At 61.5% G+C, this 21,315-nt stretch carries 23 protein-coding genes and 1 pseudogene; 12 read left to right on the top strand and 12 right to left on the bottom strand.

The features are described 5' to 3' along the window. Positions 1-459: 459 nt before the first annotated feature. The 3 genes from nemA to ABNW52_RS14940 all read right to left on the bottom strand — a co-directional run bounded on the left by nemA (position 460) and on the right by ABNW52_RS14940 (position 3,308). Positions 460-1,560: an N-ethylmaleimide reductase gene (nemA, locus tag ABNW52_RS14950; protein ID WP_349589452.1), complete on the bottom strand. Its 1,101-nt coding sequence runs from the start codon at positions 1,558-1,560 to the stop codon at positions 460-462. Positions 1,561-1,655: 95 nt separating this feature from the next. After that, complete coding sequence (locus tag ABNW52_RS14945; protein WP_349589449.1) at positions 1,656-2,261, bottom strand: TetR/AcrR family transcriptional regulator; 606 nt, start codon at positions 2,259-2,261, stop codon at positions 1,656-1,658. Between the two features lie 429 nt (positions 2,262-2,690). Then, positions 2,691-3,308: a LysE family translocator gene (locus ABNW52_RS14940; RefSeq protein ID WP_349589446.1), complete on the bottom strand. Its 618-nt coding sequence runs from the start codon at positions 3,306-3,308 to the stop codon at positions 2,691-2,693. Positions 3,309-3,561: 253 nt separating this feature from the next. Here ABNW52_RS14940 and ABNW52_RS14935 point away from each other — a divergent pair, with 253 nt between their 5' ends. Next, positions 3,562-4,014, top strand: a complete 453-nt coding sequence (locus ABNW52_RS14935) for an Lrp/AsnC family transcriptional regulator (RefSeq protein ID WP_349589443.1) — start codon at positions 3,562-3,564, stop codon at positions 4,012-4,014. Positions 4,015-4,227: 213 nt separating this feature from the next. Here the strand turns inward: ABNW52_RS14935 and ABNW52_RS14930 are convergent, their stop codons facing one another. Then, positions 4,228-5,121, bottom strand: a complete 894-nt coding sequence (locus tag ABNW52_RS14930) for a LysR family transcriptional regulator (RefSeq protein WP_349589440.1) — start codon at positions 5,119-5,121, stop codon at positions 4,228-4,230. Positions 5,122-5,285: 164 nt separating this feature from the next. Between ABNW52_RS14930 and ABNW52_RS14925 the strand changes: the two genes are divergently transcribed. From ABNW52_RS14925 to ABNW52_RS14905, 5 genes are all read left to right on the top strand, one after another. After that, on the top strand, positions 5,286-6,494 hold the full coding sequence (locus ABNW52_RS14925) for a M20 aminoacylase family protein (RefSeq protein WP_349589438.1): 1,209 nt from the start codon (positions 5,286-5,288) through the stop codon (positions 6,492-6,494). Between the two features lie 110 nt (positions 6,495-6,604). Next, on the top strand, positions 6,605-7,375 hold the full coding sequence (locus ABNW52_RS14920) for an ABC transporter substrate-binding protein (RefSeq protein WP_349589435.1): 771 nt from the start codon (positions 6,605-6,607) through the stop codon (positions 7,373-7,375). A gap of 166 nt (positions 7,376-7,541) precedes the next feature. Beyond that, on the top strand, positions 7,542-8,231 hold the full coding sequence (locus tag ABNW52_RS14915; RefSeq protein WP_349589432.1) for an ABC transporter permease: 690 nt from the start codon (positions 7,542-7,544) through the stop codon (positions 8,229-8,231). Next, on the top strand, positions 8,228-8,941 hold the full coding sequence (locus tag ABNW52_RS14910) for an ABC transporter permease (protein ID WP_349589429.1): 714 nt from the start codon (positions 8,228-8,230) through the stop codon (positions 8,939-8,941). Before ABNW52_RS14915 ends, ABNW52_RS14910 begins: the two co-directional genes overlap by 4 nt. A 24-nt stretch (positions 8,942-8,965) precedes the next feature. Beyond that, positions 8,966-9,733, top strand: coding sequence for an ABC transporter ATP-binding protein (locus tag ABNW52_RS14905; protein ID WP_349589426.1), 768 nt, complete (start codon positions 8,966-8,968; stop codon positions 9,731-9,733). Between the two features lie 496 nt (positions 9,734-10,229). Here ABNW52_RS14905 and ABNW52_RS14900 read toward each other — a convergent pair whose 3' ends face one another. From ABNW52_RS14900 to ABNW52_RS14885, 4 genes are read right to left on the bottom strand one after another with little or no spacing between them, the layout of a single operon-like run. Then, complete coding sequence (locus tag ABNW52_RS14900; RefSeq protein WP_349589424.1) at positions 10,230-11,297, bottom strand: alkene reductase; 1,068 nt, start codon at positions 11,295-11,297, stop codon at positions 10,230-10,232. A gap of 28 nt (positions 11,298-11,325) precedes the next feature. Beyond that, positions 11,326-12,120 carry an SDR family NAD(P)-dependent oxidoreductase gene (locus ABNW52_RS14895; RefSeq protein WP_349589421.1) on the bottom strand — a complete coding sequence of 265 codons (795 nt, stop codon included), beginning with the start codon at positions 12,118-12,120 and terminating at the stop codon, positions 11,326-11,328. Between the two features lie 53 nt (positions 12,121-12,173). Continuing rightward, positions 12,174-13,190 carry an NADP-dependent oxidoreductase gene (locus ABNW52_RS14890; protein WP_349589419.1) on the bottom strand — a complete coding sequence of 339 codons (1,017 nt, stop codon included), beginning with the start codon at positions 13,188-13,190 and terminating at the stop codon, positions 12,174-12,176. A 29-nt stretch (positions 13,191-13,219) separates the two neighbouring features. Further along, positions 13,220-14,137 carry an alpha/beta fold hydrolase gene (locus ABNW52_RS14885; RefSeq protein WP_349589416.1) on the bottom strand — a complete coding sequence of 306 codons (918 nt, stop codon included), beginning with the start codon at positions 14,135-14,137 and terminating at the stop codon, positions 13,220-13,222. A 103-nt stretch (positions 14,138-14,240) separates the two neighbouring features. On the opposite strand from ABNW52_RS14885, the gene ABNW52_RS14880 reads away from it, so the two are divergent. After that, positions 14,241-14,684 (top strand): winged helix-turn-helix transcriptional regulator, encoded by a 444-nt coding sequence (locus tag ABNW52_RS14880; RefSeq protein ID WP_349589413.1) that lies wholly within the window; start codon positions 14,241-14,243, stop codon positions 14,682-14,684. Between the two features lie 511 nt (positions 14,685-15,195). Here ABNW52_RS14880 and ABNW52_RS14875 read toward each other — a convergent pair. Next, on the bottom strand, positions 15,196-15,735 hold the full coding sequence (locus ABNW52_RS14875) for a DUF1003 domain-containing protein (protein WP_349589410.1): 540 nt from the start codon (positions 15,733-15,735) through the stop codon (positions 15,196-15,198). 272 nt (positions 15,736-16,007) lie between these two features. Here ABNW52_RS14875 and ABNW52_RS14870 point away from each other — a divergent pair, with 272 nt between their 5' ends. Beyond that, on the top strand, positions 16,008-16,373 hold the full coding sequence (locus ABNW52_RS14870; protein WP_349589406.1) for a hypothetical protein: 366 nt from the start codon (positions 16,008-16,010) through the stop codon (positions 16,371-16,373). A 722-nt stretch (positions 16,374-17,095) separates the two neighbouring features. Here the strand turns inward: ABNW52_RS14870 and ABNW52_RS14865 are convergent. Next, on the bottom strand, positions 17,096-17,581 hold the full coding sequence (locus tag ABNW52_RS14865; protein WP_349589403.1) for a hypothetical protein: 486 nt from the start codon (positions 17,579-17,581) through the stop codon (positions 17,096-17,098). A gap of 696 nt (positions 17,582-18,277) precedes the next feature. Here ABNW52_RS14865 and ABNW52_RS14860 point away from each other — a divergent pair. Then, positions 18,278-18,499: a glycine zipper 2TM domain-containing protein gene (locus tag ABNW52_RS14860; protein WP_349589400.1), complete on the top strand. Its 222-nt coding sequence runs from the start codon at positions 18,278-18,280 to the stop codon at positions 18,497-18,499. A 285-nt stretch (positions 18,500-18,784) separates the two neighbouring features. On the opposite strand, the gene ABNW52_RS14855 is transcribed toward ABNW52_RS14860, so the two are convergent. Continuing rightward, on the bottom strand, positions 18,785-18,889 hold the full coding sequence (locus ABNW52_RS14855) for a DUF3309 family protein (RefSeq protein ID WP_386108236.1): 105 nt from the start codon (positions 18,887-18,889) through the stop codon (positions 18,785-18,787). Positions 18,890-18,940: 51 nt separating this feature from the next. Then, complete coding sequence (locus tag ABNW52_RS14850; RefSeq protein WP_349589398.1) at positions 18,941-20,125, bottom strand: DesA family fatty acid desaturase; 1,185 nt, start codon at positions 20,123-20,125, stop codon at positions 18,941-18,943. Between the two features lie 440 nt (positions 20,126-20,565). On the opposite strand from ABNW52_RS14850, the gene ABNW52_RS14845 reads away from it, so the two are divergent. From ABNW52_RS14845 to ABNW52_RS14835, 3 genes and pseudogenes are all read left to right on the top strand, one after another. Then, positions 20,566-20,787, top strand: a complete 222-nt coding sequence (locus tag ABNW52_RS14845; protein WP_349589395.1) for a CsbD family protein — start codon at positions 20,566-20,568, stop codon at positions 20,785-20,787. 28 nt (positions 20,788-20,815) lie between these two features. Then, complete coding sequence (locus ABNW52_RS14840; protein WP_349589393.1) at positions 20,816-20,959, top strand: lmo0937 family membrane protein; 144 nt, start codon at positions 20,816-20,818, stop codon at positions 20,957-20,959. A 121-nt stretch (positions 20,960-21,080) separates the two neighbouring features. Beyond that, positions 21,081-21,315 (top strand): annotated as a pseudogene (locus ABNW52_RS14835) (AI-2E family transporter); the annotation flags it as partial.

Below are 21,315 nucleotides of genomic sequence, written 5' to 3'. Positions count from 1 at the left end.
GCTGCGCCGTTTGAAGAAAAGCGATATTGAATCTGCTGCGCGGATACTTTTTACAGCCGTCGCTTCAGCCCGGAGGGTGGGGCGGGGGCGTACAGCGTCCACCGTAGCTACCGTCTTGTTGGTCAAGCCGACACAGCATGCGGCCAACGTGGTGAGGCACCAGATTGCCCTACGGGGAGCGCCGGTCAAAATGGTGTTCGCCAGGTGTTAAGACGGCAGCTGAGCCGTTTGACGTTAGCAAATGGCGAATTGCTGGCGCCTGGCGAATGCCTTTTGGGCCGGGGTTTCGTGGACCATTGGGGCGAGCGGGGGTGGGGGGGCGGCGGCACGCCCCCCGCCCCGTCCGCCGGGCGGAACCGGCGACTTCAAGCAACATCCGCGTAGCGGATACAAAAAATGGCGCCCACTTGCACTGTAGGCGCCACCGTGTTGATGCTCAGGCCGGCTGCTTGCTATGGCTTACCCTGCCAGTGCCGGGTAGTCGGTGTAGCCTGCTGCGCCGCCACCGTAGAAGGTTTCCGGCTGCGGCTGGTTCAGTTCGGCACCACGGGCGAAGCGCGCCGGCAGGTCCGGGTTGGCGATGAACGGGCGGCCAAACGCCACTGCGTCGATCAGCCCGGCGCCGATCAGCTGCTCCGCCTTGTCCACGCTGTAGCCGCCGGCGGCCACGATCGGGTGCGGGTAGATGGCGCGCACGGCCTTGCGGAACTCGTCCGGCCATTTCGGACCGCCGGCCCAGTCCGGCTCCGACAGGTGCAGGAAGGCGATATTGCGCTTGGCGATCTCGCCGATCAGGTACAGCGCCATCTCCTGCTGGTCGGTCTCGGACAGGCCGTTGAACACGCCCAGCGGCGACAGGCGGATGCCGACGTGGGCGGCATCCCATTCGGCGATCACTGCATCCAGCACTTCCAGCACGAGGCGGGCGCGGTTCTCGACGCTGCCGCCGTACTGGTCGGTACGCACGTTGGCCGCCGGCGACAGGAACTGGTCCAGCAGGTAGCCGTGGGCACCGTGGATTTCCACCAGGTCGAAGCCGGCGCGGCGCGCGTTATCGGTGGCGCGGCGGTAGTCTTCGATCAGGTCTTCAATCTCGGCGGTTTCCAGCGCGCGCGGGGTGGAGGTCGGGGCGCGCACCAGCTGGCCGTTTTCGTCGCGGATATTGGTGTTGCTGTCGGCCTTGATGGCGGACGGCGCCAGCGGGGCGTCACCGTTCGGCTGCAGGCTGCTGTGCGAGATGCGGCCAGTGTGCCACAGCTGAATGGCAATCTTGCCGCCTTCGGCATGCACCGCGTCGGTGACCTCGCGCCAGGCGCGCACCTGCTCTTCGCTGTAGATGCCGGGCGCGCCGGCATAGCCCTTGGCGGTTGGCGAGATGTGGGTGCCTTCGTTGATGATCAGGCCGGCACCGGCACGCTGGCGGTAGTAGTCGATCGCCAGCGCGGTCGGCGCGTCGCCCGGCTCGGTGTTGCGCAGACGGGTCAGCGGCGCCATCAGCACGCGGTTGTTCAGGGTCACGGCACCGAGGTGCAGCGGAGTCAGCAGTTTGTCGGCTTGCATGGTAAGTCCTCTGGCTGGGTGTTGAATAAAATTAGACCGGTCGTCTAGTTTGCGGCTCAAAAAAAACCGTCTGCGCATGGCAAACGGCAGCGGTTTCAGGTTGCATTACATGGCAGCAACAGGCCCTGGGTGTGAATCATCGCCGCCTGCAACGGTTGCAGGCTGTGCTGGGTCTTGTACATCAGCGCCGCGCCCAACCACAGGCTGTACAGCGCGTAAGCGGTGTCGTCCGGCGGCAGCTGCGGCTTGATCGAGCCATCGGCCTGGCCGGCGCGGATACATGCGGCCAACCGTTGCACAATGGCCAGCATGCCTTCGTCCAGCGCCACCCGCATCGGTTCCGACAAGTCGGACACCTCCGCCGCCAGCTTCACCGCCAGGCAGCTCTGCGCCTCGCAGCGGGCGTGGTTGTCCAGCCATTGCTGGAAGTAGCACAGCAGCCGCTCGCGGCCGTTGCCCACGCTCTGGTCGGTAAGCAGCCCGCCCACTCGCTCGCGGTAGCTGGTGAAGTAGCGCATCAGCATCGCCACGCCAAAGTCTTCCTTGGACTTGAAGTAGTGGTAGAACGAGCCCTTGGGCACGCCGGCTTCCGACAATAGTTCGGTCAGCCCCAGCGCGGTAAAGCTGCGGCCATGAATCAGCTCCTCGCCGGTGGCCAGGATGTGTTCGCGGGTGTCGGGTTGCTGTCGGTCTCGGGTCATGTTGCGACTATAGAACAATTAGACCGGTCGGTCTAGTGGTGTAATGGGCATCGGGCAGAACAGCTTGTTCCTGCCAATTAAAGTCGAAAACAAAACATTAAAGTCGAAAACAACCTCACCGCCTTGCCAGGCCTGGCTTTGAAGCTGTTCGTACTTTTTATGTCATTTGAAATTTGCGTGGAGTGGTCTGCTGATGGCTGCCGTGTACGACTTAGAGATTGGGGAGCTGGAGTCCGGCTTGAGTAGCGTGACGGTCCAGAAAGAGACAGAACGCAAGGTCGCAAAGGCTGCGAAGATGGAGCTGGTATTCTGTCTTGTAGATGGTCCATGGTATTCCTTCTTGTTTGTCCGGTGCGGTGTTGCCTCCACCTGATTAGCCATGTCGTGGCGTTAATTGACGCCAGTAGCAGCCATTCGTTCGTACTTGACTCAACGTACAACTTGCTCCGCAATCAGTAGCACGGCAATCAGGACCATCGCAGCACCAGAGATGCGACTGACTAAACGCGCAGCGCGAGGGCGTGTTTGCAAGACGGTCTGAGCGCTGAAACCGACACACAAGTACACCACTCCGCAGCTGAAAATATGTATCAACCCAAGCGCCATAATCTGCGCTGGAATTGACCACGCAGCCGTCTTGTCGGTGAACTGTGGCAGGAGCGCCAAAAACAACAAGAACACCTTGGGATTCAGGCCGCTCACGCATGCGCCCTTGATAGCCCAACGGCGCCAGGACGGAGTGGAGGCCATGCTTGCCGCACTCGGGTTGGCAGGATGCCGTAGCATGTTGATACCAATCCAGAGCAGATAAGCGGCACCGATAACCGTCAGGATGGTGAGCATCGCCGGCATGCTTGCCACCAGCGCCCCGACTCCGGCGGCCACCACCAGGGTGGCAGTCAGGTGACCAAATAGCAGGCCAGCAACCGCAGGCACCACGACTCTTCCCTGCATACCGGCCGCGATGGCATAGGCCCAATCCACGCCTGGGGTAATAACAAACAGGATGGAGACCGCCCAGAACGCGGCAACAATGCTTACCGGCATGGCTGACACTCCTCGAGCGTTTCCTGCTCACCTTGCCCATGTGTGATGCCTGTCACGCGGCCCGCCCAAAGTTGCCGACATATAGGCTTCTCCATTCGTCTCTCCTCTCACCGTAGTTTCTTTGCATGCATGAGCATGCAAAAAGTAGATATTTCCAACATGTAAACAAGTTTTGGAAATACTATCCATTGGTGACTAGAATGTGCTTCCGAATACCGTTACGAATGACACGAATTTTGGGAAAGTTTTCTACGTGGACAAGCTAGATCGCAAGATTCTTGCGGAACTGCAGTGTGATGGGCGCCTGTCGGTTACTGACCTGGCCGAACGCATCGGGCTTAGCGTCTCCCCGTGTCACCGTCGGGTGCGTGCTTTGGAGCAGGCAGGGGCTATTCAGGGCTACCGTGCCCACCTTGATCCCCTACGTTTGGGATTACATTTTTCGGCACTGGTCTTTGTGACGTTGCGAGCTGGCGATCACCAAGCAGTTCAGGTATTTGAAGATGCACTGACTGCCATTCCGCAGGTGATTCAGGCGCAGCGGCTTTTTGGCGACCCGGACTACCTGCTGCATGTGCTCACCAGCGATCTGGCGTCGTTTCAGCAGCTGTACGATGAACAGCTTTCCACCTTACCCAGCGTGCAGCGCCTGACCTCGACGCTGGTCATGAAGAACGTCATACAAGATCGCCTTCTGCCTCTCTGAGTTGCTGGTTTCAAAAAATGGTAGGAACAAACCAGCAAGCCGCCGCGCTCCTTGGCAGAGGAGACTGTTCACTTTGGTCGACGACCTGTTTGTAGACTGAAGACTGCGTCGGCCGAAGCGGCCATTAACTTCACGTCGCCGCAGCGGCAGCTATTGGCAGGTAAGCAGGTTTATCTCGCAGCCCTCAGCGAGTGGCATCTACCACTTCATTAGTTAAATATTTTTCGCAGCCGCCTGCAAACAGCTCATGAAATGCTGGGCAACCGGGGTGAGAAGAATGTTCTTGCGCATGATGATGCTCATCTCCAGCGCCGGCAACGGGTTTTCCAACGGGATTTGCTGCAGCCCGTAACTGGCAATCTGCCGTGCCAGCAGCCGCGAGAACAGCACCAGGGTGTCCGTACCGGAAACCAGTCCCAACGCGATGGCGAATGACGAGCACGGGATGATGCGGCTGGGCAGCGGCAGTCCTTCGCGCTCGAACATCGTTTCCATGACGCTATGTTGGAAGCCGCCAAAGGGAACGGTGGTCGACCATTGCGCCTCGGCCAGGTCTGCCAGATGACGCGCACCGGACAGTGGGTGTCCTGCCCGTGCCATCACGACGAAATCGGTTGAGAACAAGGGCAGGCTGATCAGGTCGTCGCCCAGCATGTCGGGTAGCACATGCGAAACGACGAAATCGATGGAACCGTCCCGCAAATGCTGCGCTGCAAGCGGGAATTTGACCTCCAGGAACGATAGCTCGGCCTCCGGGGCGGCCTGCCGAAACTGCTCCAGTGCCTTCGGCAGGATGGTCAGTGCGATGGTTGATGTGGCACTGATGCTGACCTTGCCGCGCATCTCGCCCTTGATCTGCGCGATCTCCTCGCGGGCGCGCCGCATGTCTTCGAGTATCTGCTGGGCGCGCGTTTTCAGCGACGCGCCATACTCGGTCAACTCCACACCTTGCACGCTGCGCGTCATCAGCACCACCCCCAGGTCGCTCTCCAGCTCTTGCACCGAGCGCGTCACTGCGGGCTGAGTCAGGTCAAGGCGCCGTGCGGTCGCACGCAGGCTCTTCTCTTCCGCAACGGCAACGAATACCTGTAATTGCTGCAACTTCATGGCGCGGCCTCGTGATAAATAAAAGTAATCATTTTCAAAAAAATTACATCTTTTCAGAGCGCTGATCAATCTTTATCGTGGCTTCCATCACGGTGCGGCACACGGCAGCACCCCCTGCAACCGCTTCCCGCCATGCGGGAAACCAGCCAGAGAAGCCAGGCGATATGGACATTGCAAAGCGTTATTGCGAAATCGGCGACCTAGCCACCGCCGCCGAAGGGCTGCGTGTCATCCGGCACCAGATACATCAGCACCCCGAGCTGGCTTATGAAGAAACCGAAACTGCCGCGCTGGTTGCCCGGAAGCTGGCGGCGTGGGGTTACGAGGTCACTACCGGCGTCGGGCACACCGGTGTGGTCGGTACGCTCAGGGTGGGGGATGGCAAGCGCAGTATCGGGATTCGTGCCGACATGGATGCTCTGCCGATTCACGAACAAACTGGCCTGCCCTATGCCAGCCGGCACCACGGCAAGATGCATGCGTGCGGTCACGATGGCCACACCACCATGCTGCTGGGCGCGGCGCAGTACCTGGCTGAAACGCGCCGTTTTTCCGGTACCGTGCATCTGTATTTCCAGCCGGCAGAGGAGCACGGCATCAACAGTGGTGCGCTCAGCATGATCCGGGACGGGCTGTTCGAGCGCTTTCCCTGCGATGCGGTATTCGGCATGCACAACCACCCCGGCGCGCCGGCGGGCACCCTTCTGTTCCGCAGCGGGCCGTTCCAGGCCGCTGGCGACAACGTCTACATCACGATCAAGGGTCGCGGCGGTCACGCGGCTCGCCCGCACCTGACGGTCGATCCGGTCGTGGTCGCTTCGAGCATCGTGATGGGGCTGCAGACCATCGTCGCACGCAATATCGAGCCGGCGCAGGCGGCGGTAGTGACCGTGGGCGTGCTGCAGGCCGGCAGCGCCAACAATGTCATTCCGCACAGTGCCCGGCTTGAATTGAGCGTCCGCTCGTTCAGCCCCGAAGTGCGAGCCTTGCTCAAAGAGCGCATCACTGGCCTGGTGCATCAACAGGCCGCCAGCTATGGCGCCACGGCCGAAATCGAGTACCTGATGGGTTATCCGGTGGTGATCAATACCGACCGTGAAACCGAGTTCGCAATCCAGGTCGCGCAAGAGCTGGTGGGAGCCGACTGCGTGGTACCTCACACAAACCAGCTGATGGGCAGCGAGGACTTCGCCTACATGCTGCAGGAGCGTCCCGGCTGCTACCTGCGCATCGGTAACGGCGAGGGCGAGGACGGCTGCATGGTGCACAACCCCGGCTACGACTTCAACGACCACAACCTGCCTATCGGCGCCGCCTACTGGGCGCGGCTGGCAGAGCGCTTTTTGTCGCAGTCGCAAGCAGGTGAGCACTGATCACCTCAAGAATGAAGAGTAATGCCCTGGCCAACCGGCACAAAGCAAATCCAATAGCAGGCTGGCCTCCCTCAACCCCAGTAGTAACCCGCATGTCTACGGAGAATCCCATGAAGAAGCTAGCAATTTCTGTTGTTTTGGCCCTGGCTGCCAGCGGCGCTTATGCCAAGGACTGGACCGTCATTCGTTTCGGCGTCAATCCGAGTTATGCCCCATTCGAGTCCAAGGCTTCCAACGGCAAGCTGGTGGGTCTTGATATCGACTTGGGCAACGCCATTTGCACTCAGCTCAAAGCCAAGTGCGTGTGGGTCGAGAATGCCTGGGATGGCATCATCCCGGCACTGAAAGCCAAAAAATTCGACGCCATTCTTTCCTCCATGAGCGTGACCGAGAAGCGTTTGGTACAGATCGATTTTTCCGACAAGATTTACCGCAGCCCGGCCCGGCTGGTAGCGAAAAAGGGCCTCGGTATTCTGCCGACGGCCGAATCGCTCAATGGCAAACGGCTAGGGGTAGAGCAGGGCTCGACGCAGGAAACCTATGCCAAGACCTACTGGGAGCCCAAGGGGGTGACGGTGGTTGCCTACCAGAATCAGGATCTGGTGTACCAGGACTTGCTGGCCGGGCGCCTGGATGCCGCGCTGCAGGATTCGGTGCAGGCCGAGGTGGGTTTCCTGAAGAGCCCGGAGGGGCGTGACTATGCCTTTGCCGGGCCGGCGCTGCGCGATACCAAAACACTGGGCATCGGGGCCGCCATCGGTCTACGCAAGGAGGATGCCGAACTGAAGAAAATCCTCAATGGCGCGCTGACCGAGATCCACAAGAACGGCACCTTCGACAAGATCCAGAAGAAATACTTCTCCTTCGATATCTACAACTGAGCGCTTGCCGGCACGTTAAGGCCGGGGGCAGCTTCACCCACCTTCGGCCCCGGCAGCACGGCAAGTCGGCCATCAGAATGCTGTCGATCATGGACGCGTTGCCGCACGCCCTTGGCGCCAGTCAGCCAGGTCGTGCGCGCAACATCCATTTGTGAGGAGTAATGACATGTTTTTACAAGGCTATGGCCCGCTGATTGCGAGCGGCACCTGGATGACGATCAAGCTGGCGCTCTTGTCGATGCTGGCATCGGTGCTGATCGGACTCATCGGCGCCAGTTCCAAGTTGTCCGGCAGCCGCCTGTTGCGCGGCTTTGCCACCGGCTACACCACACTGATCCGCAGCGTCCCCGACCTGGTGATCATGCTGCTGCTGTTCTACAGCCTGCAGATGCTGCTCAACCAGGCCACCGAGTGGGCCGGCGTCGACCAGATCGACATCGACCCCTTCCTCGCCGGGGTGGTGACGCTGGGCTTCATCTACGGCGCCTATTTCACCGAAACCTTCCGCGGCGCCTTTCAGGCCGTGCCGCGCGGCCAACTAGAGGCGGCGGTGGCCTACGGCATGAAGCCGTGGCAGGTGTTCCGCCGCGTGCTGTTCCCGCAGATGATGCGCTTCGCGCTGCCCGGCATCGGCAACAACTGGCAGGTGATGATCAAGGCCACCGCGCTGGTATCGATCATCGGCCTGTCCGATATCGTCAAGGCGACCCAGGACGCCGGCAAGAGCTCGATGCAATTGTTTTATTTCTGCGTGGTAGGCGGGCTGATCTACCTCGCCATCACCACGGTATCGAACGGCGTTCTGCTCTGGCTGGAGCGGCGCTACTCGGTCGGCGTCAGAAAGGCCGCACTATGAACGAGATTCTGCAGCAATACTGGCAGGCCTACCTGTGGAGCGACGGCTACCACCTGTCCGGGGTCGCCATGACCCTGTGGCTGCTGGTCGCCTCGATCGCCATCGGCTTCGTGCTGGCGCTGCCGCTGGCGGTGGCGCGGGTGTCGGAGAACCCGCTGATCCGCGGCCCGGTGTGGTTCTACACCTACGTGTTCCGCGGCACCCCGCTCTACATCCAGCTCTTGGTGTTCTACACCGGCATTTACAGCATCGAGTCGGTGCGCGCCCAGCCGCTGTTGGACGCCTTCTTCCGCGAGGGTATCAACTGCACGCTGCTGGCGTTCGCGCTCAACACCTGCGCCTACACCGTGGAAATCTTCGCCGGCGCGATCCGCGCCACGCCGTACGGCGAGATCGAGGCGGCGCGCGCCTACGGCATGTCGCGCTTCACGCTGTACCGCCGCATCATCCTGCCCTCGGCGCTGCGCCGCGCGCTGCCGTACTACAGCAACGAGGTGATCCTGATGCTGCACTCCACCACGCTGGCGTTCACTGCCACGGTGCCGGACATCCTCAAGGTGGCGCGCGACGTCAATGCCGCCACCTACGCCTCGTTCGAAGCCTTCGGCATCGCTGCCGTGTTGTACGCCGTACTGGTGTTCGCACTGGTCTGGCTGTTCCGCCGTTGCGAGCTGCGCTGGCTTGCCTTCCTGAAGCCGCAGGCTCACTGATTCGCCGTATTGGGAGAAATTGAAATGTACAAACTGACCGTGGACGAGCTGCACAAGAAGTACGGCCAACATGAAGTGCTCAAGGGGGTGTCGCTGAAGGCCAAGGCCGGCGACGTGATCAGCATCATCGGCTCCTCGGGCTCGGGCAAGAGCACCTTCCTGCGCTGCATCAACTTCCTTGAGCAGCCCTGCGCTGGCGGCATCACACTCAACGGCGAGGCGATCCGTACCGCGCCGGACAAGCAGGGCGCGCTGCGCGTGAGCGACCCGAAGCAGCTGCAGCAGATGCGCACCAAGCTCGCCATGGTGTTCCAGCACTTCAACCTGTGGGGCCACATGACGGTGCTGGAGAACATCATCGAGGCGCCGATGCACGTGCTGGGGCTGAGTCGCGACGAGGCCGAGGCGCGTGCGCGCAAGTACCTGGCCAAGGTCGGGCTGCCGGAAAGTGTCGAGGGCAAGTACCCGTCGCACATGTCGGGCGGCCAGCAGCAGCGCGTGGCGATCGCGCGCGCGCTGGCGATGGAGCCGGAGGTAATGCTGTTCGACGAGCCGACCTCGGCGCTCGACCCGGAGCTGGTGGGCGAAGTGCTGAAGGTGATGCAAACCTTGGCCGAAGAGGGCCGCACCATGCTGGTGGTGACGCACGAGATGGGCTTCGCGCGTGAGGTGTCCAACCACGTGATCTTTCTGCATCAGGGCAGGGTAGAGGAACAAGGTGACCCCAAGCGGGTACTGGTGTCGCCGCAGAGTGAGCGCCTGGCGCAGTTTCTTTCTGGCAACCTGAAATAGCCCCCTCAGGGTTGCTAATCACTGGCCATCGTGATCCCCGCTTGAATTGACATGATGCGCAAGATGGCCCGCTGGCTGCTTTATGTATGTGAAGCAGCCAGAGATCTCTTCGGAGGCTCGGCGACAGGCCGTACGGCTGCCGGGTCGGCAGCGCTGCCGACGGTTCGTCGGCCTGCTTTGTCCCGCTTCTTCGGTTGCTCTGCGTTCCAGCATCCAGTGCAGAACAGGCGGCTTTGCGGCATAAAGCAGCCGAGGTTCGAGCAGAAATTGAGAAACCGCTTTGGCTGATCTGGACTGTCCCGGGGCAGTCCACGTAGCGTGAGGAGCAGCCTTGGCACGAGGACAAGACCAGACGCCCAAGCATACAGCCGGCTCCACAACCGGCCAATGCGCGTCGGGCGCCAGCCTCCCCAGAAGGATAGATGCCCGCTTCCCACACTGACGCGACCAGTTCCACGCCGGTCCTCAATGGCAGGTATATAACCTGGGATAGGCTTCAATAGTCGGTGTAACCCTTTTCGCCAGGCGTGTAAAAAGTCGCGAAATCAGGCGCCACCAGTTCCTGCCCCGACTTCAGTTTGGCGACCAGATCCGGATTCGAGATGAACGGGCGGCCGAAAGCCACCAAGTCGCCACGCTGCGCGTCGAGATCGGCCTCGGCGCGGGCGACATCGTAGCCACCGGAGAGTATGTATTGCCCGTTGAACGCGGCACGGAGCCTGGCTTTCAATTCGGGGCTGACTTCCGGCGCGCCCATGGCGCTGTGATCCACGACGTGGATGTAGAGCAGGCCGAGCGCATTCAACTCGTCGATCAGGCGCAGGTACACGTCATCCATCTCGGCGTCTGGCACTTGGGCATTGAAGACGCCATACGGCGAGATCCGCATGCCGACGCGCCCGGCGCCAATGGCGGCGACGGTCGCCCTGGCGACTTCGACTGCGAAGCGGATGCGGTTTTCGACCGTGCCGCCCCAGCGATCTTGACGCTGATTGGACGCCGTATTGAGGAACTGGTCGATCAGATAACCGTTGGCCGCATGCAGTTCGACGCCATCGAAACCGGCCTGTATCGCCAGTTTGGCCGACGCTGCATATTCGGCGATGCTCTGCGCAATGTCCGCCTCGCTCATTTCGCGTGGTACGGGATGCGGCTGCATGCCGTCGGCGTCGGTCCACATCTCGCCGGGAACGGCGACCGCCGAGGGCGCCAGGATGCTGGCGCCGGCTGGCATGTTCGAGGGATGGCTGACCCGCCCGGTGTGCATCAATTGCACGAAAATCTTGCCGCCGGCCTGATGGACGCCATCAGTCACCCGTCGCCAGCCCTGCACCTGCTCTGCGTTGAACAGTCCGGGTATGCGTGCGTAACCCAGGCCGTTGGGTGACGGCGAGGTGCCTTCGGTAATGATCAGTCCGGCCTCCGCCCGCAGGCGGTAGTAGTGCGCCATCAGTTCATTGGGCAGGTTGCCGGGCGCGCGGCTGCGCGTCAGCGGTGCCATGACGATGCGGTTCTTCAGCGTCAGGCGGCCAAGCTCGGTGGGGGTGAAGAGGGTGCTGCTCATGAAAATCTCCAGGGGATGTCGTTCGGTGTCAGAGGGCAAGGAGTCGCGGCGCGGGCTGGCCGGTCTGCATCGTGGTGAACAGCTCGGCGCGTGCCGTGTCGTATCGCGCCCACAGGCCGGTATCTGCCATGGACGGCAACGTGACCGACTCGCCCTGGTCGAAACCGGCCAACGCGGCGTCGACAAGATGCTCGGCAGACATCACCGTGTCTGGCGCCAATGCGGCCAGCGGCACCCCGGAGATATCCCAAAGATCGGTGGCGGTGGCGGCAGGCAGCACCACCTGCACCCGGACGCCGGTATTCGCCAGTTCCTGTTGCAGGCCGCGGCTGAAATTGAGCACGAAAGCCTTGGTGCCGCTGTAGACGGCGCTGACCGGCAGCGCATGAAGCGCCAACGCCGAGGCAATATTGATAATGACGCCATCGTTGCGCGCCTTGAACGCCGGCAGCACGGCATGCGTCAAGCGCGTCAGGGTGGTGATGTTCAACGCGATCTGCGACAGCGAGTCTTGCGGCGGTGCGTCGGCAACCGGGCTCAGCCTGGCGATGCCGGCGTTGTTCACCAGCACCCGGATGGCGGGATTGCTTGCGAGAACGCTTTCCAGCTGCGTGAGACCGGCTTCTTGCGCCAGGTCGGCGACCAGCGTTTCGGCCTTGATGTCGTAAGCCTGCTCAAGCCTTGTGGCGAGCGTCTGTAAGCGGTCGCCGCGCCGGGCAACGAGCAATAGGTCATAGCCGCGCCGGGCAAGACGATCGGCGTAGACAGCACCAATGCCGGATGAAGCGCCGGTGACAACCGCGATTTTTCTGGATGAGTTCATGGTTTTCTTCTGTCGGTCTGGTGGGTAAAAACTGGGGGTTTGATGGTGACGGTTCACCGCATCTTGACGACCACTTTGCCCTTGGATCGCCCTTGGGCAAGGTACTCAAGCGCCTCCTTGGCCTGCTCGAACGGAAACACCTTGTCGATCACGGGCTTGATGCGCTGGGTTTCGAGCAGCTTGCCGATTTCGGTGAGTTGGGCGCCGTCGGGGTGCATGAACAGAAACGAGTAGCTGACGTCCCGCTGCTTCGCGAGACGCATGATCTTGCGGCTCATCAACCCGAACACGAACCGCAGCACGAAGTTCAAGCGCTTGGCACGCGCGAAGGCGGCGTCCAGCGGCCCGATCAGCGAGATGATCCTGCTTCCCGGTTTGAGGATGGCGATGGACTTCTCGATCGCGTCGCCCCTGACGGTGCCAAGTACCGCGTCGTAGTCGCGCAGCACGTTCTCGAATGCCTGCTGCTTGTAGTCGACCACCTCGTCTGCGCCCAGGCTGCGCACCAGTTCGACGTTACCGGTACTGGTGGTGGTGCCCACCGTGGCGCCAAGGTGCTTGGCCAGCTGGATCGCAAAGGTGCCGATCCCGCCGGCACCTGCAGGGATGAACACCTTCTGACCGGCCTGAAGACTGGCGCGTTCCTTCAGCGCTTGCCACGAGGTGAGGCCGACCATCGGGAGAGCCGCGGCCTGCACGAAGTCCAGGTTGGCCGGCTTCAGCGCGGCGGCGCGCTCCGGCACCACCGCGAACTCGGCAATGGCCCCTGTGCCGAGGTCGAAGATGCTGGCGAAGACGGCGTCGCCCGGCTTGAAACGGGTCACGTTGCGGCCAACCTCGGTCACCACGCCGGCCAGATCGCTGCCCAGCGTGGCCGGCAGCTGGAAGTGCAGCACCGGTTTGAACATCCCGGTCGGAATCATGTTGTCGATCGGGTTCACGCTGGCAGCGTGGACTTGCACCAGCAGTTCGTCGCCCTTCAGCGTGGGGCGGGGTACCTCGGCGAGCCCGATCCCGGGCGACTTGCCATAGCGTTTGAAGGTGAGGGCTTTCATGGTTTGATTGTTCATCCCTGGTTTTTCATTCTGGTCGGATCAGATCAGTCTGCGAGGAAGTCCAGCACCGCCGGCACAAAGGCCCGGTAGTGCTGGAAGACGCCGCCGTGGCCGGAATCGGGATAGATCGTGAGTCGGGCATTCGGCAGGCGGCGAGCCATGTCGGCCGAATGGCTGCTGTCGACCATCAGGTCACGGTCGCCGTTGGCGACGAAAACCGGTTGCGTGATCACCGACAGGTCGTCGGGCGCACTCAGCCCCGCCGCTCTGATGGCTTGCAGCTGGGCACGCCGGGCCTGCAGGGAAATGGGCTTGTCACGGTTTTGGATGCGTTCCTTCAGCCGGGCGAAATAGTCTTTCGCCGCGCGCTTGCCCTCCGGGGTGCGGGGGAAGAACAGGAAATTCCTCGGATCGCTCCAGGTCAACGCCGCCTTGAGGTAGGCGGTGACGGCAATTCTGGTGATCTTGTCGATACCGCCGCCGCCACGTGGCCCCGTGCCGGCAAGGACGATCCGGCGCACAAGCTCGGGCGCCTGCAAGGCCACCATTTGCGCGACGCCGCCGCCCAGGGAGAAGCCGAGCAGATCGACCTTCTGGAGTCCCAAGGCGCGGATGAAGGCGATGGCATCGCGCCCCATCTCCTCGATGGTGTGCGGTACCGATCCGCCCGAGGCGCCGACCCCGCGATTGTCGAAGGTGATCACCCGGCGCTGCGCGGCGATGCCGTCGATCACGCGCGGGTCCCAGTCGTCGAGCACGGCCATCAGGTGGTGCAGGAAGATCACCGGCACGCCGGCGTCGGGGCCGAGCTCACGGTAGGCGAAAGCCACCCCGCCAACGGCTAGCGTGCGGGTCGGGACATCCTTCCATGTCACCTTGCCCATCGGCCGCGCCGCAGTGGCGGCGCCGATGCCTGACGATGCCCCGCTTGCCGGAGCGATACCTGTATTGTTCGTGCCCATCGATGAAATCTCCGTGCGGGTGGATTGCTGGTCGTCGAAGTGTTAGTATCAAACTGATACGAACAATACTACCAATCTGAAAGTAAGTCACTATCAAAATAGTATGGACTATGAAAATAGTTGCGATAACCCGTGCCCGATCGCGCGCAGCCTGGCTGTCGCCGGCGACGCGTGGAGCATATTGATCCTGCGGGACGCCCACGCCGGCCTCACGCGCTTTGACCAATTCCGGAAAAGCCTAGGCATTGCACCGACGATGCTGACCCGCCGGCTGGCGGCACTGACCGAGGAGGGCTTGCTGGAGAAGCGGCGCTACTCGGAACACCCGCCGCGCGAGGAGTATCTGCTGACCGCCGCCGGCCGCGATTTTCTGCCGGTGCTGTTCATGATTGGTGCCTGGGGGCGCCAATACCGGGGCGGCGGCAAGCTGACGCGTTTCTTCGACGCGGAAACCAGCACCGAAATCAAGGCCGTCGCCGTGGATGAGGTCACCGGGGCGAAGATCGGGACCCGCCCCATGCGCATGGTCACGCCGGACGAAAGCTGACAAGAGATGTGAGCAACCAGATGGCAGCTCGGCATATTTAGTCGATGGTGGACGTGGCGCCTTGGCACACCAAGCTTCACTACAGTCAGCAATCCGCAGCTATTTTGCTGGCGCAGTTACTGAGAGCATCGCAACGGCGACGAACGCCGAACTTCTGTCAGTGGAAGTCATTTCCTCAATGTCCGCCATCACTCTCGATGATGACCATCGAGCTGTACTAATGACTGTCTGGTCTGCCCCAGCTCCAACAGGAAGTAAGAGGCTGTTTTCTGACAGAAAGCAGTCATGGTCTGAGCAAAAAGTAGGGGACCGCTTTGGCAGGCTTGTAGGCCAGCTCATCATGCGTGCTGGCAGATCGTCGGCCGAAGCAGTCATTCATGGGCCAGATTAAAGATGGCAGCTTTCATGTTAAAAGCTGCCGTAAAAGTATCTAGGAAAGCGGGGCGACTTACTCCACTCTGCACCGTATTTCTTAATCCTTCTTCCCGCACCTTGCCTCAGGTGCTCGCCACTATGGTCGAGCATCTTTGGGCACGAATCGCTCGTGCATCTCTACCGTCAGTAGTTCGATCCGCTCCGTTAGTTGCTTTGTAAGCTCGGTCAGCTTCGTATTCTGCTGTAGCAACTCCAATATTTGTGCTGCATTTTGTGCGGCGATCGTCTGGCGCTGCTCGTTGGCGACCGCAAGAGCTTCTCGATGTAAGGCATCTGCTTCTGCGTGAGCTTTATCGCGTGCGGCTTGTCTTGTCTGCGCGAGCAGAATGAGTGGTGCCGCGTAGGCCGCTTGGAGACTGAACGCGAGGTTGAGAAGGATGAATGGATAGACGTCAAACTTGGTGAGGCCAAGCACGTTGATGCCAATCCAGATGGCGACGATGATGGTCTGAGCTCCCAAGAAAACTGGCGTGCCGAAAAAGCGGGCGAAAGCTTCTGCTTTGAGTGCGAACCGATCGTTGCCAAAGGTGGTGGCAAGGTGCATATGAGGACGGTGAAAACGCAAGTGATCAACGTTGCGAGGGAGGGGGGCTGCGTCAGATTTCTGTGGTGTCATAGGGCGTCTCCTGATGGCCATCGTGGCGTCTTCTTCTGTTGTAGACAAATACCTGATGGACCTGGGGCAGTCCCTCCATGAGAGTCGGGGCCGGTCGGGTGGGGGCCGTACGCTGTTGGCCACCCGAATAGCGGCTATTTCGATGCTTGTGTGTGTTAGTGAACAGAGGTGGTGTACGCGCAAAGCGCATGCTGCTCCTGTGTCGTGCGTTTGCGCCAGGGTTGTACCCCGCAAGGTATGGCACTGACTTACCTTCAGCCAGGAGATATGGGATGAATGAAAGTGAGCTTTTAGCCAGAATCCAGACCGTAGCCGGGCGTGACAACCGCGAGCTGCTGGCCCGTTTCTGGTTGCAGATGGATGCCCGGCCCACCCTTTTGCCCTTTACCTTTGACGACCTACGCAATCTGAATGCCGATGGCCGCAGCGTTTTCCACGCCATCCTGGGGGGCTATGCCAGGCAGCAGTTTCTCCCCCTCAATGCGGCGTTACTCGGTCAGCTTAGCAACCTCATTGCTAAACCTCGCTATCGCGACGCTATGGAGCCCTTAGCCAATCATCGGGCATTTCACTACTACTCAGGTGTGCAGCCTGATCGTGCAAAGCGGCCAATCGCCCAAGAAGCTGAAAAGACATGACCAAGCACGATTCCTCTCGACAGCATGATGGTGATTGAACGGCGTATTCAGTGAAGCAGAATCGAATGTTGAAGGCTTCTCCAAACGCGTAAGGTCATGATTCAGGTTGACGTTGCTAGGGAGCAGTTGTCGCTCGGTTTGCTTGCCAGGTGGACTGTCCCAGGGGCGGTAGACAAATTTCCGCCTCACGCTGAAGCCCACTCCAAGATTTCGGTACTGATGCCGCCCAGCTGGCGGCGCTTACGGCTGCAGGTTGTGCTGGGCTGGTGCGGCGCGGGTCGCACTGGCCGCTTGCTTGTTGCGGTACATATTGCCGTCGGGCTGCGGCAGCAATTCGTCCGCGCTTTACTGCCGGCGGCGGAGCATGGCGATGCCGATACTGGTGGTGATCGCCAGTGCTTCTTGGCCCAGCAGATAAGGTTGCGCCAGCGCATGCTGGATCTTGGGCACTACCTGTGATCCGGGTCTTCCCCTTCGCTACGACAGGATCACCATAAATTCGTTACCCCCACGGCAGGTGGTGTCGCTGCTGCGCCGGCACCCGCACATCGCCTACGTTATGCCGGTTTGAGTGCGGCAAGGGCTGCAGCACCGGCGGTGGCCGCCAGACAAAATGTCGTGATGCGGTGGCGGTTGCTGGCGGTTGCAGGGAGGAGGGCAAATGGCGCCGGCCTGGAGCGCTTGGAAAGCGCGACCCTGGCCAGAAAGATGCGGCACCATGGTCAGCGGTTCTGATAGCCGTCATTGCCGTCCTGATCGCCGCTGTTGCGGTTATACAAGGGCGGGATGTCCTGCTGGTCGTAGCGGTGATCCCAATGGTCGTCCTGCTGATAGGTGCGATGGCGGCGCTGCTGCTGGCGATCACGCTGATAACGCTGGTAGCGTGGCATGTACTCGTTGGTGTACCAGCGATCCTGCACAAAGTAGACCCGTTCACCACAGGCGTTGTAAGTGCGGCAATGGCGCCCCCAGTTGCGAGCGTGTCCCGGTGGGACTCGCAGATAGATCGGTTGGCGGCTCTCCGGCACGCGGCGGATGACGAGCGGTTCGCGATAAAGCAGTAGCGGTGGCGGGTAACCGCCAATATCGAGGCGGCCATAGAAGCCGGGCTGGCCGATGCTGATTGAAACGCCAACGTCGGCAGCAAGGGCTGGGGAGGCGAAGGCGGTGGCGGCTGTAATGGCCGTGGCAAGCAGAATACTTTTCATGGTGACTCTCCTGTGGCCTGCAGCTGGCGGGTGTGCCTGCCGGGGGGCTGGACGACGGCGGCGAAGTTTGTCCGGTTGTCCGGTCGCGCTTGGCACTGCGGGCGGGGGCGGCTCGAAAGCGCGCGGTGTGGCGTGGCATGTCGATGTTGTTGGGAGGGATGCCTGGCCACGCGGCCTGTGCCGGCGGCGGGGCCGGTACAGATGGGATCATCATCGTGCCTAGGTTGGCCGCAGTCTGTTCGTTGCCATACATAGCAGTCCGCCGTGGCATTCGTCACAAAATGGCAGCACTGCTGACGCGTAACCGTACCGTCTGCTAGCGCCAGGCTGGTAAGCCCGCCGCTGGCGGGCACCATGCGCAATTCCCCTTGCGCGACTCACCTCGCCGCATCCGGCTGGCCATTTGCGACGATTTCCCTTTGTTTGTGTGTTAGCAGACAGACGGCCCGGGGCGGTGCTTTTAAGCTGTTCTCATTGGCGCCAATACCACTGCACCTGTTGCAGCGTGCCATGCCGGCCTGTGGGCCGCCTGGTATTGGCGACGAGCAGTGCATACGGTAGCTCCTGCCGGCATGGCACTGCCCATTCACACAAAGGAGTCAAGGTGAGCCGCGTGACTAGTCCGGCCAAGGCGTCAGCGACGCCTGTGCCGCTACCGCTCACCCGGAACAGCCTATTCAGGAAAAAGGTAACCCCATGAAAACAATGCAGAGATTGACGCTCGGTGCAGTCAGCGTAGCCATGCTGCTGAGCCTGGGTGGGTGTGCCGGCATGTCGCGCCAAGGGCAGAACACCGCCGTCGGCGCTGGCGTGGGTGCTATCGGCGGTGCAGTACTGACCGGTGGTAGCACGCTCGGCACGCTGGGCGGCGCCGCCATTGGCGGTGTCATCGGTCATGAAATCGATGATCGGCATTAACTAAACGGTGCAGCCCGGCCGGAATGGCCGGGCTGCACCACTGTCGCGGGGCCCGGCGCCGGCGTAAGCATTGTGCCCGCGCCGGTTTAACTGCCCCCCCGTTCCCGCAATCTGCTGACAGTCGAAGATCGCGGTGGGGTAATGCCGCTCAGCGGCGGGCAGCGTCATCCGTCACCAGCCCAGGTCACGCGGCATTATCCTGTCGTAACGGCGGCAGTTGCCGACATAAAGCATCCCCGCACCAAGGTGCGGGGATGCTTTTGTTTGGCTGGGGTGGCTGCTGGTTTACAAACGGTTGAGCACCAACAGAATCAGCAATACCAGCAACAGCAATCCACGCTCGCCACTGGGGCCGTAACCCCAGTGGCGGCTATGCGGCCAACTGGGAATGGCGCCAAGCAGCAGTTATGACCACCACGATCAGCAGTATGGTTCCTAAGCTCATTTAGCCTCTTCTAACGGTAAGTCGTAGCTTTGCAGCACGCGGGAGAACTCCCGCAGCGCGCCAATGCCGCTACCCTCGGCGCGGCGACACCAGTCCTCCAGCTGGGCGACCAGCTGCTCCTTCGAGGTGCCAGAGCGGCGCCACAGGGCGGTAAGATCCTGGCGCATCAGTTCAATGGTATGTAGCTTGCGGTTGTGGCGCAGCGCCTGTTCCAGTACGGCGCGTTGTGGCAGCGACAGGGCGTGGCTGCCGCGTTGCAGCCACTGCCGAATCGCCGCGTGTGGCAGCGGCTGCGGTAGTGCCGCATTGCTACCGAGTTCGGCGATGGCTACCGGGTGCAGCAGGCGGGCAAAGCGCGCCAGTACGTGATGGCGGTGCACGATCACGGCCTGCAGCGTGTCGGCATCACACGCCGTCTTGGCGCGGTTGTAGCGCAGCGGCGGCGCCAGCCTGTGCACGGTGGCCAGCCGCAACGCGGCCAGCAGGCGGATGTACAGCCAGCCGATGTCGAACTCCCAGCGCTGGCGCGACAGCCGGGCAGAGCTGGCATAGGCGTGGTGATTGTTGTGCAGCTCTTCGCCGCCGATCAGGATGCCCCAGGGTACGACATTGCGCGAACAGTCGTCGGGTGCGAAATTGCGGTAGCCCCAGTAGTGGCCGACGCCATTGATGACACCGGCGGCAAAGAATGGAATCCATAGCATCTGCACCGCCCACACGCTGAGACCGAGCGGACCGAACAGCAGCAGATCGATGAGTAGCATCAGGCTAACGCCCAGCACGCTGTAGCGGGCGTATAGCCGGCGTTCGAGCCAGTCGTCGGGGGTGTGGTGGCCGTACTTCTCCAACATCGCCGGGTCGGTGGCCGCGCGGCGATACAGTTCGGCGCCCTGTAGCAGCACCGTGCGCAGCCCGTACACCTGCGGACTGTGCGGGTCGCCTGCGAGTTCGCAGGCGGCGTGATGCTTGCGGTGGATCGCCACCCACTCGCGGGTGACCATGCCGGTGGTCAGCCACAGCCAGAAACGGAACAGGTGGCTGACGACCGGATGCAGCGACAGTGCGTGGTGCGCCTGGTGGCGGTGCAAAAAGATGGTCACCGCGGCAATGGTGACGTGGGTCAGCCCCAGCGTGACCAGCAGCGTACCCCACCAGGGCAGATCAAGCAGGCCGAGTTGCATATTCCACTCCTTTGCCGTCGTGCACGGCTCCCGGCCAGCGTCTGCGGCCAACCTTTGGCGTGCCATTTGATGCTACGACAACGCGCGCTGCCGTCTGTGCGCCAGCGCACCCAACACCGTCGGCACCGACTGCTGGCGCCTACCGCGCAGCCGCAAGCTGCGGTGGGTCGTGTAGCAATCGGTGGAATATCGGTCGGCTCCAGGTCGGCACCCTGGTGGCGGACAATCATCGGCTTATGTCTGGCAGCGTACCGACAGGACCGCGGTCACTGTTTATCCTTAATACTGTAACCGGCTTGTTCATGAGCACAGTACACACGATGGCCTGCTTTGGCTGCAGTACCCTGTTCTTGCATGGGGGCAGCAGTAGTGCACAGCCGGCTGCATGATCGGCAGCCCGCTTGGCGATGTCAGCATGCGGGCACCATGCGGAAGGAACGATGATGGACTGGAACCGGATAGCAGGAAACTGGAAGGAATTCCGAGGCAAGGTAAAAGCCGAGTGGAGCAATCTGCCCGACGATTGCCTTGACACGATTGCCGGCAGGCGCGTGACGTTGTCGGACAAGCTGCAGCAAGCCTACGGCATCAGCCGGAATGAGGCCGAGCAACTGATCAAGCGTTTTGAACGACAGCAACATGCCGGCTTTCTGAAGCACTAAGTAATGCGCCGGAAAAGGAGTACGAAGCATGCTTACCACCATTGCAGTGATCCTGCTGATTCTGTGGCTGCTGGGGCTGGTGTCGTCATACACCCTCGGCGGTTTCATTCATATTTTGCTGGTCATCGCCGTCGTGATGTTTCTGGTACGGTTGATTAGCGGTCGTCTTTAAGCCGCGGTATGCGGTGCGGCGGTGAGGGTCTGCCTGCAAAGGTTGGCCGCAACCGCGTACCCGCCGCCCGGCTTGTCTATTGCTGCCCGCGGTGTGCTACCGGAATCACAGAGGAGCGAGCGTGGATCTCTATCTCAAGGGCTTTGTCATCGCTGTCATCGCCCTGTGTGGTCTGGCGCTGTACAGGATGTTGGCGCCGTTCTGGGATGCGCTGGCGTGGGGCATCTGTCTGGCCTTTCTGCTGGCGCCGGTGCAGCGCTGGCTGACGCACAAGCTGCGCGGGCGCGGCGGCGTGTCTGCCGGCATCATCACCGTGCTGGTACCGTTGGTGCTGGCCGGGCCACTGGTAAGCCTCG

The sequence above is a fragment of the Vogesella oryzagri genome (assembly GCF_040148885.1).
GTDB classification, from domain to species: Bacteria; Pseudomonadota; Gammaproteobacteria; order Burkholderiales; family Chromobacteriaceae; genus Vogesella; species Vogesella oryzagri.
The sequence above is the reverse complement of the archived record's forward strand: the minus strand, read 5'-3'. Positions and strand labels throughout refer to the sequence as shown.